Below are 18558 nucleotides of genomic sequence, written 5' to 3'. Positions count from 1 at the left end.
GCCAACTGCGCTTATCCACAGCGCGATTGGCGATTCTGTGGACAACCAAACGCCGAAAACGACTTGTTGGGCAAGCACACGTGTGGGCTCATCACTTGAGCTCAGGTATGCCAACGCTCCCTACAGGGGAGGCTTGGTGCGTGCCAGAGCCCTCAACACCCCAGGGGTGAACCGGGACAGCGCACGTGCTGCCTTGGCCTCCGGCGTCACCGCGACCACCGCCTCGTTGCGGACGACCGCTCTCAAGATCGCCTGCGCCACCTTCTCCGGTGGGTAGTTGCGCAGAACGTAGGCCCGGGCGGCCCTCTTTCTGCGGCGCTTCTCCTCCTCCGGGCCGACCCCGACGAACGTGGCCGTCGTCGTGATGCCGGTGTTCACCACGCCGGGGCAGATCGCCGTGACTCCGATGTCCTGCCCGGCCAGTTCGGCCCGCAGGCACTCGCTGAGCATGAGGACCGCCGCCTTGGACGTGCCGTAGGCGGGCAGGCCCCTCACCGGCTGAAAGGCCGCTGCGGAAGCGATGTTGACGATATGGCCGCCCTGTCCGCGCTCCGCCATCTGCCGACCGAAGAGACGACAGCCGTGGATGACTCCCCACAGGTTGACGTCCAGCACCTTGCGCCAGTCGTCGGCCGTCGTGTCGAAGAAGGAACCCGACAATCCGATGCCCGCGTTGTTCACCAGCACGTCCACCACGCCCAGTTCAGCATGGAGCCTCGCCGCGAGCTTCTCCATCGCCGGCTCGTCGCAGACGTCCACCGTCTCCGCCCACGCCTGCGTCGCGCCGGCCGACAAGGCCGCCTCCGCGGTGCGGGCGGCGCTCTCCGCGTCCCGGTCCACGGCGATCACCCGCGCCCCGGCCCGGGCGAACGCGAGCGCCGTGGCACGCCCGATGCCGCTGCCCGCTCCGGTGACCAACACAAGCTGCCCGCCGAAGCGTTGGGCGTAAGGAGACGTGGCCGCGCGCCGGGACGCTGCGGCCGGGACGGCCCCGTCATCCGAAGCGGACTCCACAGAAGTGACGAAGTCGGCGATCCAGGTCGACACCTGGTCGGGCCGCGTCCGCGGCAGCCAGTGCTTCGCCGGCAGCGTCCGTCGCGTCAACCGCGGTGCCCACCGCTCCAGTTCGTCGTACAGCCGTTCCGACAGATACACGTCGCCCGAGGGTGTGATGAGCTGCACGGGCACATCCGTCCGGGCGTCGGTGCGCGGCCGGCGCAGCCGTGCCCGCACGTTGTCCCGGTACAGCCAGGCGCCGTTGGCGGCGTCGGAAGGAAGTGAGGACGTCGGGTAGTCACCGCCCGGCATACCCTCCAGCCGCCGCAGGACGCCGGGCCACCGCCTGCCGAGCGGTCCTCGCCAGGCCAGTTCGGGCAGCGCGGGCGTGTGCAGCAGACAGACGTACCAGGATCTGGCTCCCTGGCCGAGGAGTTGGGCCACCCGGCGCGGACTCGGCCTGGAGAGACGCTCGTTGAACCAGTGGCCGACGTGGTCCAGGGACGGGCCGGACATCGACGTGAAGGAGGCGATCCTGTTCCTGGCGCGCGCGACGGTGACGAACTCCCACGACTGCACCGAACCCCAGTCGTGCCCCACCAGGTGCACAGGACGGTCCGGGCTGACGGCGTCCGCCACGGCCAGGAAGTCGTCCGTCAGTTTCTCCAGGGTGAACCCGCCCCGCAGCGGCTCGGGTGCGGTGGACCGGCCGTGCCCCCGGACGTCGTACAGCACCACATGGAAACGCAAGGCGCCGGCCAGCCGGGCCGCGACCTCGGACCACACCTCCTTGCTGTCCGGGTAGCCGTGCACCAGGACCACCGTCGGCCGCCCGGCATCTCCCAGCTCGGCCACGCACAGCTCGACCCCGCCGGTCCGCACCCTGCGCTCGCGCGCACCCTCGAGCATCGTCGCTTCCCTTCGCCGCTCAGCGTGTCCGTGAGGTGACGCCGCCGAATCTGACAGTCGTTAGACGCATCGTCAATAGGGCGACTCCCGCGCCGGAGCCACCCCTCCCGTAACTCTCAGGCAGGGGTTCCCCTACGTTCCCCTACTTCTGAAGGTTGATGCGAAGACGGCTCTCCGGTCTGACGACTGACGTGGCGCGCGTCACTAATGTCGAAGACGTGACTGTGATCGCTACCGAAAGCCTGAGCAAGCGGTTCCCCCGGGTGACCGCGCTCGACCGGCTGTCCGTGGACGTCGGGCCCGGTGTCACCGGACTCGTCGGCGCCAACGGAGCCGGCAAGTCCACGCTGATCAAGATCCTGCTGGGTCTGTCCCCCGCCTCGGAGGGCCGCGCCGAAGTGCTCGGCCTCGACGTCGCCACCAAGGGCGCCGCCATCCGCGAGCGCGTCGGGTACATGCCGGAGCACGACTGCCTGCCGCCCGACGTCTCGGCCACCGAGTTCGTCGTGCACATGGCCCGCATGTCCGGCCTGCCGCCCACCGCCGCCCGAGAGCGCACCGCGGACACACTGCGCCATGTCGGTCTGTACGAGGAGCGCTACCGCCCCATCGGCGGCTACTCCACCGGCATGAAGCAGCGGGTGAAGCTCGCCCAGGCCCTCGTCCACGACCCGCAGCTGGTCTTCCTGGACGAGCCGACCAACGGCCTCGACCCGGTCGGCCGCGACGAGATGCTGGGCCTGATCCGGCGCATCCACACCGACTTCGGCATCTCGGTGCTGGTCACGTCCCACCTCCTAGGCGAACTGGAACGCACCTGCGACCACGTCGTCGTCGTCGACGGCGGAAAGCTCCTGCGCTCCAGCTCCACCACCGACTTCACCCAGACCACCACCACCCTCGCAATCGAGGTCACCGACACCGACGAGCACCCCGACGGCACCCGCGCCGTCCGCGAGGCGCTCCACGCGCGCGGAGTGGACGTCCTCGACGGCGACAGCGGCCTGCCGGGCGCCGGCCACATCCTGCTGCTCACCGCCCGGGGCGAGGAGACCTACGACGTGGTGCGCGACCTGGTGGCCGAGCTCGGCCTCGGACTGGTGCGCATGGAACAGCGCCGACACCACATCTCCGAGGTCTTCAAGGACGGCGACGCACAACGGAAGGAGGCCGTCGGCCATGGCGGTTGAGCACCCCGCACCCACCCTCCCGGGTGACCAGACCCGCATCCACAACATCGGCTACCGCAGCTACGACGGCCCCCGCCTGGGCCGCTCCTACGCCCGCCGCTCCCTCTACTCGCAGTCCCTGCGCGGCGCCTACGGCCTCGGCCGCTCGGTGAAGTCCAAGGTGCTGCCCATGCTGCTGTTCGTGGTGATGTGCGTGCCCGCGGCCATCATGGTCGCCGTCGCGGTCGCCACCAAGGCGACCGAGCTGCCGCTGGAGTACACCCGCTACGCCATCGTCATGCAGGCCGTCATCAGCCTGTACGTCGCCTCGCAGGCCCCCCAGTCCGTCTCCCGCGACCTGCGCTTCAAGACCGTGCCGCTGTACTTCTCCCGGCCGATAGAGACCGCCGACTACGTGCGCGCCAAGTTCGCCGCGCTCGCCTCGGCGCTGTTCATCCTCACCGCCGCACCCCTGCTGGTGCTCTACGTGGGCGCCCTGCTGGCCAAGCTGGACTTCGCCGACCAGACCAAGGGATTCGCCCAGGGACTGGTCTCCGTGACCCTGCTCTCCCTGCTCTTTGCCGGCCTCGGGCTGGTCATCGCCGCGGTCACTCCGCGCCGCGGGTTCGGCATCGCCGCCGTCATCGCCGTCCTGACCATCTCCTACGGCGCGGTCTCCACCCTCCAGGCCATCGCCGACGCCCAGGGCAGCACCGGCGCCACCCGGTGGATAGGCCTGTTCTCGCCGGTCACGCTGATCGACGGGGTGCAGTCCGCGTTCCTCGGCGCCTCCTCCGCCTTCCCGGGCGGGATCGGCCCCTCCACGGGCGAGGGCGCTGTGTACGTCCTTGCCACCCTGGGCCTCATCGCCGCCAGCTACGGGCTCCTGATGCGCCGCTACCGGAAGGTGGGCCTGTGACCACGCTCTCCATCGATCACGTCTCCCGCTGGTTCGGCAACGTGGTCGCCGTCAACGACATCACCATGACCATCGGCCCCGGCGTCACCGGGTTGCTCGGCCCCAACGGCGCCGGGAAGTCCACCCTGATCAACATGATGGGCGGCTTCCTCGCGCCCTCCACCGGCACCGTCACCCTCGACGGACAGCAGGTCTGGCGCAACGAGGCGATCTACAAGCACATCGGCATCGTCCCCGAGCGCGAGGCGATGTACGACTTCCTCACCGGCCGCGAATTCGTCGTCGCCAACGCCGAGTTGCACGGCCTGGGCGCCAAGGCCGCCCAGAGGGCCCTGGCCACGGTGGAGATGGAGTACGCGCAGGACCGCAAGATCCAGACGTATTCCAAGGGCATGCGGCAGCGCGTGAAGATGGCGTCCGCCCTGGTCCACGAGCCCTCCCTGCTCCTGCTCGACGAGCCGTTCAACGGAATGGACCCCCGTCAGCGGATGCAGCTCATGGACCTGCTGCGGCGCATGGGCGACGAGGGCCGCACGGTGCTGTTCTCGTCACACATCCTCGAAGAGGTCGAGCAACTCGCCTGGCACATCGAGGTCGTGGTCGCCGGGCGCCACGCGGCCAGCGGTGACTTCCGCAAGATCCGCCGTCTGATGACCGACCGCCCGCACCGCTACCTGGTGCGTTCCAGCGACGACCGCGCCCTCGCGGCCGCGTTGATCGCCGACCCGTCGACATCGGGCATCGAAGTGGACGTCGCCGAAGGGGCGTTGCGCATCCAGGCCGTCGACTTCGGGCGTTTCACGACGCTGCTGCCGAGAGTGGCGCGCGACAACGGCATCCGCCTGCTCACGGTGTCGCCGTCCGACGAGTCCCTCGAGTCCGTCTTCTCGTATCTTGTCGCGGCGTAGGAGGCCGAAGATGTACGACCCCACCGTCGCCCGGCTCACCTACCGGGCCCTGCTCGGCCGTCGCCGGGCCCTCATCCTCGGCGCGCTGCCGATGCTGCTGATCGTGATCTCGGTGCTGGTGCGCGCCCTGGCGGGCGCCGACGACCAGACCGCGTCCGATCTGCTGGGCGGGCTCGCGCTCGCCACCATGGTGCCGATCATCGGAGTCATCGCCGGCACGGGTGCGATCGGCCCGGAGATAGACGACGGCTCGGTCGTCTACCTGCTGTCCAAGCCGCTGAAGCGGCCGACGATCATCTTCACCAAGCTGATCGTGGCGATAGCGGTGACGATGGTGTTCTCGGCGCTGCCGACGCTGATCGCGGGCTTCATCCTCAACGGCAACGGCCAGCAGATCGCCGTCGCCTACACGGTGGCCGCGCTGGTCTCCTCCATCGCCTACGCCGCGCTCTTCCTGCTGCTCGGCACGGTGTCGCGGCACGCGGTGGTGTTCGGGCTGGTCTACGCCCTCGTCTGGGAGGCCCTGTTCGGCTCCCTGGTGGCGGGCGCGCGCACGCTCAGCGTCCAGCAGTGGTCGCTGGCCGTCGCCGACAAGGTGGCCGGCGGTGATCTGATCAGCTCCGACGTCGGGCTGACCACGGCGACCGTCCTGCTGGTCGCGGTGACCGTGCTGGCCACCTGGTTCGCGGGGCAGAAGCTGCGGTCGCTGACGCTGGCCGGCGAGGAGTAGGCCGACGGGACGCGCTCCGGGCGGGCCGAGGGGCAGCCACCTCTTGACGGTGGCTTCACCTCGGCCCCGGCACACTGGGCGAAGACTCGCGAACGACGTGAACAGGCGTCAACCGATGCCAAGGGGCATCAAGAGACCCCAAGCGGCGTCAAGGAGCGCGAAGAGGGACACCGGCGGAGGGGAGGACTGCTGTGGCGGACGAGACGGCGGGGCACGGCAGCCGGGAGCGGGGCGAGCGCGGACCGGCCGACGGGCCGGCTGACGGTCCGGCCGGGGGCGGGGCCTCGGACGCGGCTTGGGACGGCCTGGTGCTGGACGAGGAGTTCATACGGGCCGCCGGGACGTCGGAGCCGTCCGCCCGCGCCCGGATGCTCGCGGCCCGCTGGCGCGCCGAGCAGCCCGAGCCGCAGCCGTGGCGGTCCGACGAGCCGCAGGCCGGCTGGTTCTTCAGCAAGGCGCGCCGGTGGAGGTGGCGGCGCCGGTAGACGCCCGGAGCATCCCGGGGTCGCGCGACGGCGGCCCTCACCGGTCCTCAGGTCGACGTCGGGGATCTGGCGTCCGGTCAGCGGGTGGTCGTCTCTCACCTCCGCGCAGGTCACCGGCCTTGTGTCGAACGGCCGTTTTATTCGGTGGCGTCCCACTCGTCCGCCCGGCACAGTGGTGATGTCCGCAACGCCGGCGAGGGCCGGTGTCAGGAACCGGGGAGGAGCGGGACGACGCCCATGCACGGCATGACGTCCGGCTCCCGGCAGGGCAGCCCGCGGCGGGCTCCGGAGCGGTCACACGCTCCGTCCGAGCCCGCCCCGCACGGGGAGCTGCCCGGGGGCGGCCGCTTCGAGCACGCGACATCACTGCCGCGTGAGGCCGCCCCACCCCGGACCTGATCCCCGGCGGTGACCCGGGGCTCGGTGCGAGCGGTGCGGGGACCCGTCAGGGAAGCAGCTTCTCCAGCACCAGCGCGATGCCGTCGTCCTCGTTCGAAGCCGTCACCTCGGTCGCCACCGCCTTCAGTTCGGGGTGTGCGTTGGCCATGGCCACGCCTCGGGACGCCCAGGCGAACATCGGGATGTCGTTGGGCATGTCGCCGAAGGCGATCGTGTCGGCGGACTTGAGGCCGAGGCGGCGGGCGGCGAGGGAGAGCCCCGTGGCCTTGGAGAGGCCGAGGGGGAGCAGTTCCACGATGCCCGCGCCGGCCAGGGCGACGGTGACGAAGCCGCCGGCGGCACGGCGGGCCGCCTCGGCGAGGTCGTCGTCGGAGAGCTCGGGATGCTGGATGTAGATCTTGTTCAGCGGCGCCGACCAGAGGTCCGACGCGTCGGTGAACGGCGTCGCCGGGAGCTTGCCGGTGACCGAGTAGCCGGGGCCGACCAGGACGTCCCCGTCCAGTCCGTCGCGGCTAGCCGCCAGGTACAGCGGACCGACCTCCGCCTCGATCTTGGCGAGCGCCACCCCGGCGAGCTGCCGGTCCAGGGTGACCGAGGTCAGCAGGCGGTGCGCGCCGGCGTCGTAGACCTGGGCTCCCTGGCCGCAGACGGCCAGACCGTCGTAACCCAGTGCGTCGAGGATGTGGCGGGTCCAGGGGACCGCGCGGCCGGTGACGACGATGTGGGCCGCCCCCGCCGCGGTGGCCGCGGCGAGAGCGTCGCGGGTGCGCCGCGCGATCGACTCGTCGGAGCGCAGGAGCGTCCCGTCGAGATCGGTGGCGATGAGCCGGTGGGGGAAGCCCTCGCTCACTTGGACACCGGCTCCAGCACCTCACGCCCGCCGAGGTAGGGCCGCAGCACCTCGGGCACGCGCACGGAGCCGTCGGCCTGCTGGTGGTTCTCCAGGATCGCCACGATGGTGCGCGGGACGGCGCACAGCGTGCCGTTGAGCGTGGCCAGCGGGCGCACCTGCTTGCCCTCGCGGTAGCGGATCGACAGACGGCGGGACTGGAACTCGGTGCAGTCCGACGTCGAGGTCAGCTCGCGGTACTTGCCCTGGGTGGGGATCCACGCCTCGCAGTCGAACTTGCGGGCGGCCGAGGAGCCCAGGTCGGCGGAGGCGACGTCGATCACGCGGAACGGCAGTTCCAGCGAGGTCAGCCACTGCTTCTCCCACTCCAGCAGGCGCTGGTGCTCGGCCTGGGAGTCCTCGGGAGTGACGTACGTGAACATCTCGACCTTGTCGAACTGGTGCACGCGGAAGATGCCCCGGGTGTCCTTGCCGTGCGAGCCGGCCTCGCGCCGGAAGCAGGGGGAGAAGCCCGCGTAGCGCAGCGGCAGCCGCTCGGCGTCGATGATCTCGTCCATGTGGTACGCGGCGAGGGGGACCTCGGAGGTGCCGACGAGGTAGAGGTCGTCCTTGTCGAGGTGGTAGACGTCCTGGGCGGCCTGGCCGAGGAAGCCGGTGCCGGCCATGGACTGCGGGCGCACCAGGGCGGGCGTCAGCATCGGCGTGAAGCCGGCCGCCGTCGCCTGCGCGATCGCCGCGTTCACCAGGGCGAGCTCCAGGAGGGCGCCGACGCCGGTGAGGAAGTAGAAGCGGGAGCCGGAGACCTTCGCGCCGCGCTCGACGTCGATCGCGCCGAGGATCTGGCCGAGCTCGAGGTGGTCCTTCGGCTCGAAGCCCTCGGCGGTGAAGTCGCGGATCTCGCCGTGCGTCTCCAGCGTGACGAAGTCCTCCTCGCCGCCGACGGGCACGTCGGGGTGGACGAGGTTGCCGAGCCTGAGCAGCAGTTCCTGGGTCTCGGCGTCGGCGGCGTCGCGCTCGGTGTCGGCGGTCTTGACGTCGGCCTTGAGCTGTTCGGCGCGCTTGAGCAGCTCGGCCTTCTCCTCGGCGGAGGCCTTGGGGATGAGCTTGCCGAGCTGCTTCTGCTCGGCGCGGAGCTCGTCGAAGCGGACGCCGGACGACCTGCGCCGCTCGTCGGCGGACAGGAGAGCGTCGACGAGCGCGACGTCCTCTCCACGGGCGCGCTGGGACGCGCGCACACGGTCGGGGTCCTCACGGAGCAGGCGAAGGTCAATCACGCGGTCAAGGCTACCGGTGCGGCGTGAGCGCTCACGACTCACTATTCCCCGCGGTGGCGATTCGCGGCTTACGGGCGGGTGTGAGGCAATTGCCGAACGAGTCAAGGGAAAGTGTCTCACTCCCTGGGACGAGGCAGGCCCCGCTCGGCGCGTTGACCCGACTTCCTTGCGTGGGGGGCGACTTGGGCCGTCGTTGTCCACAGGGAATGCAGGCTGGGGGAAAGTTATCCACAGGGTGTGCGAAAGATCTGTGGACACTGGAATTGATCATTCCGAGAGCGGGTCGAGTGGTGCGGAATTCCCGTTCCGTACCGACTGCACCCCCACTTTCGAGTGGAAATGGGTCACCCTAAAGGCTTGATCGAGGGAAACAGATGGACTAAGGGTGACGTGTGCCGCCCTGGCCGCGCGTGCGGCCTGTAGGGCGATTTGTCGACCGGACGGCCCATCGATGTCGACTTGTCCCCAGGTCGAGAAGCCAACCTGTGGATAACGCCTGTGGATAACGAAGATATGCAGAACGGATCTAGAAACGGCCGTCCTGGCAGCGTGCCACCCAGTCCGCCGCCGCGACGAACTCGCTTTCCGAGGTTCCGGGCAGCGGCGCGGGGATGTCCGCCGCCACCGCGTCCGCGCGCGGGTACGAGCCGAGGAACCGCACATCGCGGCAGATCCGCTTCAGCCCCATCAGCGCCTCGGCCATCCGCCGGTCGGTGATGTGGCCGGCGGCGTCGATGCAGAAGCAGTAGTTGCCGATGCCGGCGCCGGTCGGCCGGGACTGCAGCACCATGAGGTTGATGCCGCGGGTCGCGAACTCCCCGAGCAGGTCGCGCAGCCCTCCCGGATGGTCGTCGCGCTGCCAGAGCACGACGGAGGTCTTGTCCGCCCCGGTCGGCGCCGGGGGCCGGGCCGGACGGCCCACCAGCACGAACCGCGTCTGCGCGTTCTCCGCGTCGTGGATCTCCGTCTCCAGGGCCTCCAGGCCGTACCGGGCGGCCGCGAACTCGCCCGCGAAGGCGGCGTCGTAGCGGCCCTCCTGGACGAGACGCGCACCGTCGGCGTTGGAGGCGGCCGACTCCCAGACGACGTCCGGGAGATGGGCCTTCAGCCAGTTGCGCACCTGCGGCTGGGCGGCCGGGTGGGCGGTGACCGTCTTGATGTCCGCGAGCTTCGTGCCGGGACGGACCAGCAGCGCGAAGGTGATCGACAGCAGGACCTCGCGGTAGATCATCAGCGGCGTGCCCGCGACGAGCTCGTCGAGGGTCGTGGTGATCCCGCCCTCCACGGAGTTCTCGATCGGCACGAACGCGGCCTCGGCCTCGCCGGTGCGCACCGCGTCCAGCGCGGACTGCACGGACACATAGGGGACCAACTGCCGGGTGGCCGTTTCGGGAAGCGTGCGCAGGGCGACCTCCGTGAAGGTGCCCTCGGGGCCGAGATAGGCGTAGCTCGCTGGCATGACCTCACCCTAATGGGCCTTGCGGGATCGGGTGGACCCGTCTCTCACACCGACCCCTCAGGCGAGTGAACCCGCGTAACCCCGCACCGGCCACGGCGGTTCGCGGGGATCCTCACGCCTCCAGCAGCCGCTGACCTACGTACTCGCCCTCGGCGGCCCCGCCGGGCACGGCGAACAGCCCGCTGGTCTCGTGCCGGATGTACTTCGACAGCGCGTCCCCGCGGTCCAGCTTGCGCTGCACGGTGACGAAACCGCGGAGCGGATCGGCCTGCCAGCAGACGAAGAGCAGGCCCGCGTCCGGGGTGCCGTCCCGGTCGATGCCATCGTGGTACGAGAACGGGCGTCGCAGCATCGCCGCGCCACCGTTCTGGTCGGGCCGGGTGATGCGCGCGTGCGCGTTGAGGGGGACCACCAGATCGCCGTTGGCGTCGGTCTTCTCCAGGTCCATCTCGGTCGTCTCGGAGCCCCCGGTCAGCGGCGCTCCATCGGACTTGCGGCGCCCGATGACCTGCTCCTGCGCTGGGACCGACAGCTTCTCCCAGTCGTCGAGGAGCATCCGGATCCGGCGTACGACGGCGTAGGAGCCGTGGGCCATCCAGGCCGGGTCGTTCGACCCCGAGGCCGGCACGAAGATCCGCTTCTCGAAGTCGGGCTCGGCAGGCTTGGGATTGCGCGTGCCGTCCATCTGACCCATCAGGTTGCGGGCCGTCATGGGGTGGGCGGTCGCGCCCGGCGTGCGGTTGAAGCCGTTCATCTGCCAGCGCACACGGGCCGCGCTGCCCGCGTCCTTCTGGATCGCGCGCAGGGCGTGGAAGGCGACGAGGGCGTCGTTCGCACCGATCTGCACCCACAGGTCGCCGTCGCTGCGGGACCGGTCGAGCTGGTCGGAGGAGAAGGCGGGCAGGGGATCCAGGGAGACAGGACGCTGCTTCTCCAGACCGGTGCGGGTGAAGAAGCTGTGGCCGAAGCCGAAAGTGATCGTCAGCGAGGACGGGCCGGCGTCGCGGGCCACGTCGGTGTCGTCGTGCGGGGCGGATTCTCCCGCCATCAGCCGCTGCGCCGTCTGCGACCAGCGGCGCATCAGCGCGGCGGCCTCCTTGCGGCCCGCGCCCGCCATGAGGTCGAAGGCGACGAGATGGCCCCGGGCCTGGAGCCCCTGGGTGATGCCGGGCTGGTGTTTCACGTGAAACAGCGCCTGCTCCGACCCGATCGAGGACAGCGGGGCCGCCTGTGCCGGCGCGGCGGCATAGCCGGCGGCGCCGCCCGCGGCACCGAGCACGAGCCCGGTGGCGCCGGCGGTGCCGAGCAGCTTGCGCCGGGTCAGGCCTTCGGCGGAGGGCTCGGCGGAGGGCGACTTCTCGGCGGACGCCTTGGTCGCGGGGGCGGGGGTCACCGGGCTGGTCTGTTCGGGCATGGTGGGGTTCAGCCGATCTGCGCGTTCTTGGAGACGGTCACCTGGTCGATGTCGGAGGTCCGGACGGTGACGGCGACCTGCCATTCGCCGCCCACAGGGATCTGCACTCCGTCGGCCGACCAATGGCCGGTGGTGATGTGGTCGGGGGTGACGGGCAGCGGCCCGATGCTCTTGGCTTCGAGGGTGAAGGCGACCTTCACCTCGGGGACGTCGTAGGCGCGGCCGTCGGGGCGGGTGACGTAGACGTGCATCTCGTTGGCGCCGATCCGCGCCGGGTCGATGTCGACGCTGACGACGCCCTTGCCGTTGGCGCCGCCGGTGTCGAAGGACATGTCCAGGGTGACGGCTCCCGCGGCGTCCGACGACGCGACGGCGGCCGTGGCGGCCTTGGCGTCCAGCTCGGTACGGCCGGGCTCGGTGGACGTCAGGGCGGTGGTCACGGCGAGCAGCACCACGGCGACGCCGGCCTCGGCCAGCACCGAGCGGCGCAGCCCGGAACGGTTCGGGTCGGCGTCCCGCAGCCGCTTCTGCCGCGCGGCGTCGACGGCGGCACGCTGCCGCGCGAGCTGCGCGGCCCGCCGGGCATCGGCCGTGCCGGCGTCGCCCGAGCCGGAATCACCCGCACCCGAACCGGACTCCGCCTCGCTCGGGGACGCCTTCGCCGCACCCGTGCTCGACCCTGCCCGCTCGGCCGCCCCTGCCCCCGGGTCAGACCCGGTCCGCTCGGCCGCACCGGCCGCCCCGGCCTCCTCGCTCGACGCCTTCCCGGCGGCCTCGGCCTCGAGGGAGGCGGCCTCGGTCAGCTCGGCCGGCTGTTCCTCTGCCGCCGGCCTCTCGCGCCCGGGAGAGTCCGTGCGCCCGGCAGCCGCCGCCCCCGCCCGCTCCTCGAGCGCCGCCGCCCCCGCGGTCTCCTCAGCCGTCGCCGCCTCCTGCTGCCGTGAGGCCGACGGTTCGGCCAGCCGGGCCGTCCAGCGGCGGGAGATCCAGGCGATGCCGACGAGCAGGGCCACGAGGCCGATCTTGACGAGCAGGAGCTGCCCGTAGCGGGTCTCGGTGAAGGCCGACCAGGAGCCGAGCTGGCGCCACGACTGGTAGACGCCCGTCGCGAGGAGGGCGGTCACGCTGCCGAAGGCGACCTTCGAGAACCGGCGGACGGCCGACGGCTCCACCGGGTTCTCCGCCCGGTACAGCGCCGTGAGCAGTGCGCACAGTCCGCCCAGCCAGGCGGCGACGGCCAGCAGGTGGACGATGTCCACCGGCATCGCGATGCCCGGCTGGAGCCCGGTGGAGGCGTGCTCGGCCATCGCCCAGCTCGCCGCGAGCCCGCCGGAGACGACGGTCCCGCCGATCGCGAGCCCGAAGGTCAGGTCCCGCTTCTCGTCGTCCTCGCGCTTGTCGTAGGCGCCGAACAGGACGGCGATGAAGAGCGCGGCCGCCGCGAGCAGCAGCAGCCGGGAGACGAGGGCGGCGCCGGTCTTGGTCTGGAGGACCTGCCCGAGCAGGTCGAGGTCGAAGACGTCGCCGAGCTTGCCGGACCCGGTGTAGGAGCCGCGCAGGAGCAGCAGGAACAGGGTGGCCGAGGTGAGCGCGAGCCAGCCGGAGACGACGAGCCGCTGCAGAGCGCGCACCCCGGTGCCGGCCGGCCAGCAGGCCAGCACGAACGCGGCCCCGCCCACCATGACGATGAACCCGGCGTAGGACGCGTACCGTCCGAACCCGTACAGCCCGCCGACGACCCCGCCGCCGGCCTCCTGCGCGGACGCCGGGACGCTGGTCGCGGAGGGGGCGCCGATGGAGAAGGTGTAGGCGCCGGCGACGGGATGGCTGTCGGCGGACACCACCTGGTAGGTCACGGTGTACGTGCCGTCGGGCAGCCCCGGGTGCAACCGCACGGCGTACGTGGTGCCGCTGACGTTGGTCGGCTCGCCGGTGTCGACGCGTGTGCCCTTGGGGTCGAGCACGCGCAGCGAGGCGCCGCTCAACGCGACCTGTTCGGAGAAGGTGAGCGACACCTGGGTGGGCGCCTTGTCGACCACCGTCCCCTGCGCGGGGTCGCTGCCGGTCAGCGCGGCGTGCGCGGAGGCCGGCCCGGCGGCGGCGAGGAGCGCGCCGGCGACGGCCAGGAGCAGCAGCACCAGCGTCCGGAGTCGGGGAGCGGTGGTCTGGTGGGTCAAGGCGGTCCTTCCCTCAGGGGCGCTCAGGGGCCCTCGGAGCCCTTCAGTGCCCGGTCTTCGGGGTGTAGGTGGCGGATTCCACCGGCATCGCGACCTCGACGGTCCCGGACTCGGCGAAGTGCAGTTTCAGGCTCACCTTCTCGCCCTGCCTCGGCTTGCGCTTCAGCTTCTCGAACATCAGGTGGTTCCCGCCGCTGGCGAGCACCACTTGCCCGTGGGCGGGGACGTCGAGCGAGTCGACCTCCTGCATGGCGCCGTCGACCGTCTCGTGGACGGTGACGCTGCCGGCGACGTCACTGGTGACGGAGGTCAGCTCGTCCTTGGCGCCGCCCTCGTTGGTGATCGTGAGGAAGCCGGCCGCCATGCTGTCGGAGACCGGCTGCGGCATGTAGGCGGCGCTCACGGACAGTTCGGCGGCGGACGCGCCGGAGCCGCAGCCCGCGAGGACCAGGGCGCCGGTCAGAGCCGAGACGGCGACGGTGGCGGTGGCGAACCGTTTCACGGGGTCTGCCCCTTGATGATCTTGGGCAGGTCCTTGGCGTACTGGTCGACGGTGACGCCCTCGCGGTAGAGAAGGTACCCGCCGTTCGTCTTCGGGGAGAAGGCGATGACCTGGGTGCCGTGCGTCGACACCGTCTTGCCGTTCTTGTCCTTGTGCGGCGGCTCGATGGTGATGCCGAGGGTGCGCGCGGCGGCCTGGATGCCGGCGAAGTCGCCGGTGAGGCCGACGGTCTGCGGGTCGATGCCCTTGAGCCAGGAGCCGAGCGCGGCGGGGGTGTCCCGCTGGGGGTCCGTGGTGACGAACACGATGCGCAGCTGGTCCTGTTCCGCCTTGGGCAGCTGCTTCTTCGCGACGGCGATGTTGCTCATGGTCAGCGGGCAGACGTCGGGGCAGTGGGTGTAGCCGAAGTACACCAGTGTCGGGCGCCCGGCGGTCTCCTTGCGGAGGTCGTACTTCTTGCCCTGGGTGTCGGTCAGGACCAGGTTCGGCTTGGTGAAGGGCTGGTCGAGGACGGTCGCGGCCTGCTGGGGACCTTCCTGTGAGACGACGGCGGCCGGGCCGGCGTCGTCCTTGTCGCTTCCGCAGGCGGAGAGGGTCAGGGTGGCCGCGGCGAGCAGAGCGGCCGCGGCGAGCTTCTTCTTGCGCATGGGGAGAAGTCCTGGGTGTGGTGGAGTCCGGCGCGTGCCGGGCCGCGCCGGCCCGGCACGCGCCGCGGACGGCCTGGCGTCAGGAGGCGGAGGAGTCGCCGCGGCGACGGCCGGCGAGCACGCCGTACGCCACACCGGCGGCGCCGACGACGATGCCGACGACGCCGAGGACGCGGGCGGTGGTGTCGCTGCCGCCGGATGAGTCGGAGGCCTCGGTGGCGGCGGCGGCCGGCTTGGCGTCGTCGGCGTCGTCGGAGGAGTCAGCGGCGGCCGCGCCGTGGGAGTGGCCGTCGGCGGCCTCGGACAGGGTGAGCGCCGGGGCCGGGGTGTCGGGCTCCTCCTTGCCCTTCTCCTGGACCTCGATCCAGCGCACGACCTCCTTGTTGGAGTACGTCTGGATCGCCTTGAAGACGACCTGGTCGGCCTTCTCGGGCAGCGCGCCCATGGAAACAGGGAACTGCTGGAGGCGGCCGGGCTCGATGCCCTTGCCGTCCGCGGTCCAGGTGACCTTGGAGACGACCTCGGAGATCTGCCGGCCGTGCAGGTCGAGCGGCTTGGCGAGCTTGCTCTTGGTGACGGCGATCTTCCAGCCCGGCACGTCCTGCGGCAGCACCGAGGCGAGCGGGGCGTCGGTCGGGAAGTTGACCTCCAGCTTGACCGTCGAGGCGTTGTCGCGCTCATTGGGGACGCGGAAGTTGACGACGGCGTATCCGCCCTTGGCGGCGGTGCCCTCCGGCTGCACGGTGACGTGCGCGAAGGCGGGCGACGACAGGGCGAACACGGCGACGGCGGAGCCGGCGGCGACGGCGGCGAGACGAGAAGCCTTCATGACAGCGAAGCACTCCACTCTGAGTGAGAGGTGACGGTGGTGGGACGTGAGCACGCGAGTGTGCGCACGCGCGCGTGCCGCGACGACGGCGGCCGCCCCCCGTGTGGTGGAGTGCTGGTCGCGTCGCGTCAGGCAGCGAGGACGAGAGCGGCGGCGGCCGGCGGGCCGCGCCTGATCACCGTGTGCTGGAGTGCGTCGGCGGGCGGCTTGGGAAGCGTGGACGCAGTGGGGCGCGGGGGGCGGGGGCCTTCCTGCGGCGCGGCGCCCAGTCCCGCGTACAGGGCGCGTGCCAGGGCGAACGCCCCGCGCAGGGACCGTATGAGCGCCCCTTCGGCGACGCCCTGCGCCGACAGTTCCGTCAGGCGCAGCAGGGCGGTGTCGCCCCGCCGCAGCATCCAGCCCGCGGCGACGGCCGCGAGGAGGTGCGCGAGCATCATCGGCAGGGACGGCAGCAGCGACGTCGTCGAACCGGCGGTGGACAGGGCGTCCGCGGTGTGATGCGCGGAGCTCATGCCCATGCCGCCGCTCATGACCGTGCCGCCGCTGTCGGGGCCGGCACCCGCGCCGCCGGCCGGGCGGACCCGCGCCTCGACGAGGATCCTCAGCGCCTGGGAGGGCGTGATCGCCGCTGCGGTGCTCCCGCACACCAGGCGGGCGGCCTGTTCGACCAGCGCGGCGTCGGAGACGGTCCTCGACGTGGACGCGACGGCCGTCGTCCCGTGCTGGCCCAGTCCGAACAGCGCGTGCAGCACGGTCTGGCCGAGGGCGAGCAGCGCGGCGATGCCCGGCAGTGAGCGCTCGCGCCCGGCGAGCGGCGCCACGACGAGGAGGACCCCCAGGAACCCCGCGCCCAGCGTCCACAGCGGGACCGTCGCGCAGGAGGCCATGGTGTGACCGGCCGCGGCCAGCACGACGCAGACCGCGGCGAACATCGCGGCCCGCAGCAGCCGGAGATCGTCTCCGGAGCGCGTCGTGCGCAGGGGGCGGTGGAACATGGCGGGCTCATCATCGCACTGGCCTCACCGCGGCCACACGGCAGGTCCACAAGGTCCCGGTCACGCGGAAGATCACCCTCTGGTGTGACAGCCGCCCCCTGTTCCCCCGGGCCCCCACATACACCGGATCCGGCGGCCCGCGCGCCCACCGTATGGGCGGCATCACGCGGGATCCGCGCTTACTCAGCGCCCATGGCGGCAATACGTAGGGGTATGTCGAGCCGCGGCCGGGAGGCTGGAGCATGAGCATCTGGTGGTCACTCCATCTGCGGCGCGAGGCCGCGAGCGTGCCGCTCGCCCGGCGCCTGCTGCTCGGCACCATGGAGACGGCGGGCGTCGATCCCGACGTCTCCTACGACCTTTCCGTCGCGCTGAGCGAAGCCTGCGCCAACGCGGTCGAGCACGGCGGGGACACCGCTCACGGCGACTGTTCGCAGGCGTACAGCGTGACCGCCTACCTCGACGGCGAGAAGTGCCGCATCGAGGTCGCCGACTCCGGTCCCGGCTTCACCCCCGAACGCCCCGCCCCTCCCCTCGCCGCGGTGCCCACCGCTGCCCCGGCACCGGCGCCCGCTCCTGCCCCCGTGCCGGTGAGCGTCGACGCCGAGCAGGGCCGCGGCCTCTACCTCATCCGGGAGCTCGCCGACCACGTCCACATCGGCAACAAGCCGGGCCGGGCCGGAGCCGTGGTGAGCTTCGACAAGATCCTCAAGTGGCGGAAGGACGCACCGCTGATGGCGGTCTGAGGGGTGCGCGGGGAGATCGTCCGGGCGCGGGGAGCCACTCACAGGCGTCCCACAGCGGCGGCCCATGCACCTGACGGGCAGCGCTTCTACGTTGCGTGTTCTATGACGGGAAACCACAAGGACAAGACCCTCATCCGGCGCCGCGCCCTCGTCGTCCTCCTGAGGCGCTGGCGATGACCAGCCGTGAGGACGAGACGCTCGCGCAGGCCGCGGTGGCCGCGCTCACCGGACAGCTGGCCCTGGCCCCCAAGCCCGGGCTGCCCGACCCGCGCGACCTCGCCGCCGGCGCGACCCGGCGGGACCACCGCGGGCTGCGCTGGTCGGCCAAGGCGCTCGCCCCCGGCCTCGCGGCCATGGCTGCCGCCGCCCGCCGCACCGGCGAGCCCTCGCCCGGGCTGCGCGCCGAGCTGGGCGCGATCGGGCGGTGCGCCGAGCACTCGGTGGGGCTGACCGGCGGCGGGCACCGGGGCGCGCTGTGGACGCTCGGCCTGCTGGTCGCGGCGGCCGCCCTCGATCCACGCGCGCGGGGGGACGAGGTGGCCGCGACGGCGAAGCGGATCGCCGCCCATCCCGACCGGGGCGCTCCGCGTCGCCCGTCGCGGGGGTCGACGGTGTCGGCGAAGTACGGGGCGGCGGGGGCGCGGGGGGAGGCTCGGGCCGGCTTTCCGCATGTGAGGCGGGCGGTGGGCGCGCTCGGGGCGGCTCGGTCGGCCGGGGCGACGGAGACGCAGGCCCGTCTGAACGCTCTGCTGACGGTGATGTCCACGCTGCAGGACACGGAGCTGCTGCATGTCGCGGGACCGGTGGGCCTACGGCATGTGCAGGCGGGCGCTCGGGGCGTGCTGGAGGCGGGCGGTGCGGCTACGAGGGAGGGCTGGGAGGCGCTGGCGGTGTTCGACGCGGATCTGGTGGCGCGGGGATGGAGTCCGCGGGGGAGTGCGGGGCTGCTGGCCGGCGCGCTGTTCGTGGACGCGCTGCCGGTCGGTGCGCGGGGGGTGTGACGCGACCCGGCGCGCGTGGGTATGGCGGCTGCTGCGAGGCGGCTCCGGCGGGGTGCTGCCGTTACACCCGAGCAGCGGCGTAGGAGCTTCTTCGGTTGTTTCACGTGAAACGCTCAGCTGCGGTCCTCCCCCGTCCTCCCCCAGCGGCACGA

At 71.8% G+C, this 18558-nt stretch carries 17 protein-coding genes; 7 read left to right on the top strand and 10 right to left on the bottom strand.

Going from position 1 to position 18558, the window contains the following annotated elements:
- Positions 1 to 120 precede the first annotated feature (120 nt).
- A complete protein-coding gene (locus ACFYXA_RS24955; protein WP_389036484.1) occupies positions 121 to 1905 on the bottom strand; it encodes an SDR family oxidoreductase in 1785 nt (594 codons plus the stop codon).
- A gap of 224 nt (positions 1906 to 2129) precedes the next feature.
- Here ACFYXA_RS24955 and ACFYXA_RS24950 point away from each other — a divergent pair, with 224 nt between their 5' ends.
- The 5 genes from ACFYXA_RS24950 to ACFYXA_RS24930 all read left to right on the top strand — a co-directional run bounded on the left by ACFYXA_RS24950 (position 2130) and on the right by ACFYXA_RS24930 (position 6116).
- Positions 2130 to 3095 (top strand): ABC transporter ATP-binding protein, encoded by a 966-nt coding sequence (locus ACFYXA_RS24950; protein ID WP_352251999.1) that lies wholly within the window; start codon positions 2130 to 2132, stop codon positions 3093 to 3095.
- Positions 3085 to 3993: an ABC transporter permease gene (locus tag ACFYXA_RS24945; protein WP_352251937.1), complete on the top strand. Its 909-nt coding sequence runs from the start codon at positions 3085 to 3087 to the stop codon at positions 3991 to 3993. The genes ACFYXA_RS24950 and ACFYXA_RS24945 overlap by 11 nt, the downstream gene beginning before the upstream one ends.
- Positions 3990 to 4901: an ABC transporter ATP-binding protein gene (locus tag ACFYXA_RS24940; RefSeq protein ID WP_130439257.1), complete on the top strand. Its 912-nt coding sequence runs from the start codon at positions 3990 to 3992 to the stop codon at positions 4899 to 4901. Before ACFYXA_RS24945 ends, ACFYXA_RS24940 begins: the two co-directional genes overlap by 4 nt.
- Positions 4902 to 4911: 10 nt before the next feature.
- The gene (locus tag ACFYXA_RS24935; RefSeq protein ID WP_351094285.1) at positions 4912 to 5631 is read left to right on the top strand and encodes an ABC transporter permease subunit; all 720 of its coding nucleotides are present in this window, start codon (positions 4912 to 4914) and stop codon (positions 5629 to 5631) included.
- A 191-nt stretch (positions 5632 to 5822) separates the two neighbouring features.
- Positions 5823 to 6116, top strand: a complete 294-nt coding sequence (locus ACFYXA_RS24930; protein ID WP_352251943.1) for a hypothetical protein — start codon at positions 5823 to 5825, stop codon at positions 6114 to 6116.
- Between the two features lie 445 nt (positions 6117 to 6561).
- On the opposite strand, the gene ACFYXA_RS24925 is transcribed toward ACFYXA_RS24930, so the two are convergent.
- The 9 genes from ACFYXA_RS24925 to ACFYXA_RS24885 form a co-directional block, all read right to left on the bottom strand.
- Positions 6562 to 7365: an HAD family hydrolase gene (locus tag ACFYXA_RS24925; protein WP_389036478.1), complete on the bottom strand. Its 804-nt coding sequence runs from the start codon at positions 7363 to 7365 to the stop codon at positions 6562 to 6564.
- Positions 7362 to 8639, bottom strand: a complete 1278-nt coding sequence (gene serS, locus ACFYXA_RS24920) for a serine--tRNA ligase (protein ID WP_351094291.1) — start codon at positions 8637 to 8639, stop codon at positions 7362 to 7364. Before serS ends, ACFYXA_RS24925 begins: the two co-directional genes overlap by 4 nt.
- Positions 8640 to 9165: 526 nt before the next feature.
- Positions 9166 to 10098 (bottom strand): prephenate dehydratase, encoded by a 933-nt coding sequence (gene pheA, locus ACFYXA_RS24915; protein ID WP_389036475.1) that lies wholly within the window; start codon positions 10096 to 10098, stop codon positions 9166 to 9168.
- 112 nt (positions 10099 to 10210) lie between these two features.
- Entirely contained in the window at positions 10211 to 11512 is a 1302-nt protein-coding gene (efeB, locus tag ACFYXA_RS24910) for an iron uptake transporter deferrochelatase/peroxidase subunit (RefSeq protein WP_389036472.1), read from the bottom strand.
- 8 nt (positions 11513 to 11520) lie between these two features.
- Positions 11521 to 13686, bottom strand: a complete 2166-nt coding sequence (locus ACFYXA_RS24905; protein ID WP_389036469.1) for a copper resistance CopC/CopD family protein — start codon at positions 13684 to 13686, stop codon at positions 11521 to 11523.
- Positions 13687 to 13729: 43 nt separating this feature from the next.
- Positions 13730 to 14188, bottom strand: a complete 459-nt coding sequence (locus ACFYXA_RS24900; RefSeq protein WP_352251951.1) for a copper chaperone PCu(A)C — start codon at positions 14186 to 14188, stop codon at positions 13730 to 13732.
- A complete protein-coding gene (locus ACFYXA_RS24895) occupies positions 14185 to 14835 on the bottom strand; it encodes an SCO family protein (protein ID WP_352251953.1) in 651 nt (216 codons plus the stop codon). Before ACFYXA_RS24895 ends, ACFYXA_RS24900 begins: the two co-directional genes overlap by 4 nt.
- A gap of 79 nt (positions 14836 to 14914) precedes the next feature.
- A complete protein-coding gene (locus tag ACFYXA_RS24890) occupies positions 14915 to 15664 on the bottom strand; it encodes a YcnI family protein (RefSeq protein ID WP_389036465.1) in 750 nt (249 codons plus the stop codon).
- Positions 15665 to 15792: 128 nt separating this feature from the next.
- Complete coding sequence (locus tag ACFYXA_RS24885) at positions 15793 to 16659, bottom strand: hypothetical protein (RefSeq protein ID WP_389036462.1); 867 nt, start codon at positions 16657 to 16659, stop codon at positions 15793 to 15795.
- A 242-nt stretch (positions 16660 to 16901) separates the two neighbouring features.
- Here ACFYXA_RS24885 and ACFYXA_RS24880 point away from each other — a divergent pair, with 242 nt between their 5' ends.
- Entirely contained in the window at positions 16902 to 17405 is a 504-nt protein-coding gene (locus ACFYXA_RS24880) for an ATP-binding protein (RefSeq protein ID WP_352251959.1), read from the top strand.
- A 173-nt stretch (positions 17406 to 17578) separates the two neighbouring features.
- On the top strand, positions 17579 to 18406 hold the full coding sequence (locus tag ACFYXA_RS24875; RefSeq protein WP_389036459.1) for a triphosphoribosyl-dephospho-CoA synthase: 828 nt from the start codon (positions 17579 to 17581) through the stop codon (positions 18404 to 18406).
- The last annotated feature ends 152 nt before the right edge of the window (positions 18407 to 18558 follow it).

Origin of the sequence: Streptomyces sp. NPDC002566 (genome assembly GCF_042889585.1) — a bacterium.
In the GTDB taxonomy this organism is placed as follows: Bacteria; Actinomycetota; Actinomycetes; order Streptomycetales; family Streptomycetaceae; genus Streptomyces.
The sequence above is the reverse complement of the archived record's forward strand: the minus strand, read 5'-3'. Positions and strand labels throughout refer to the sequence as shown.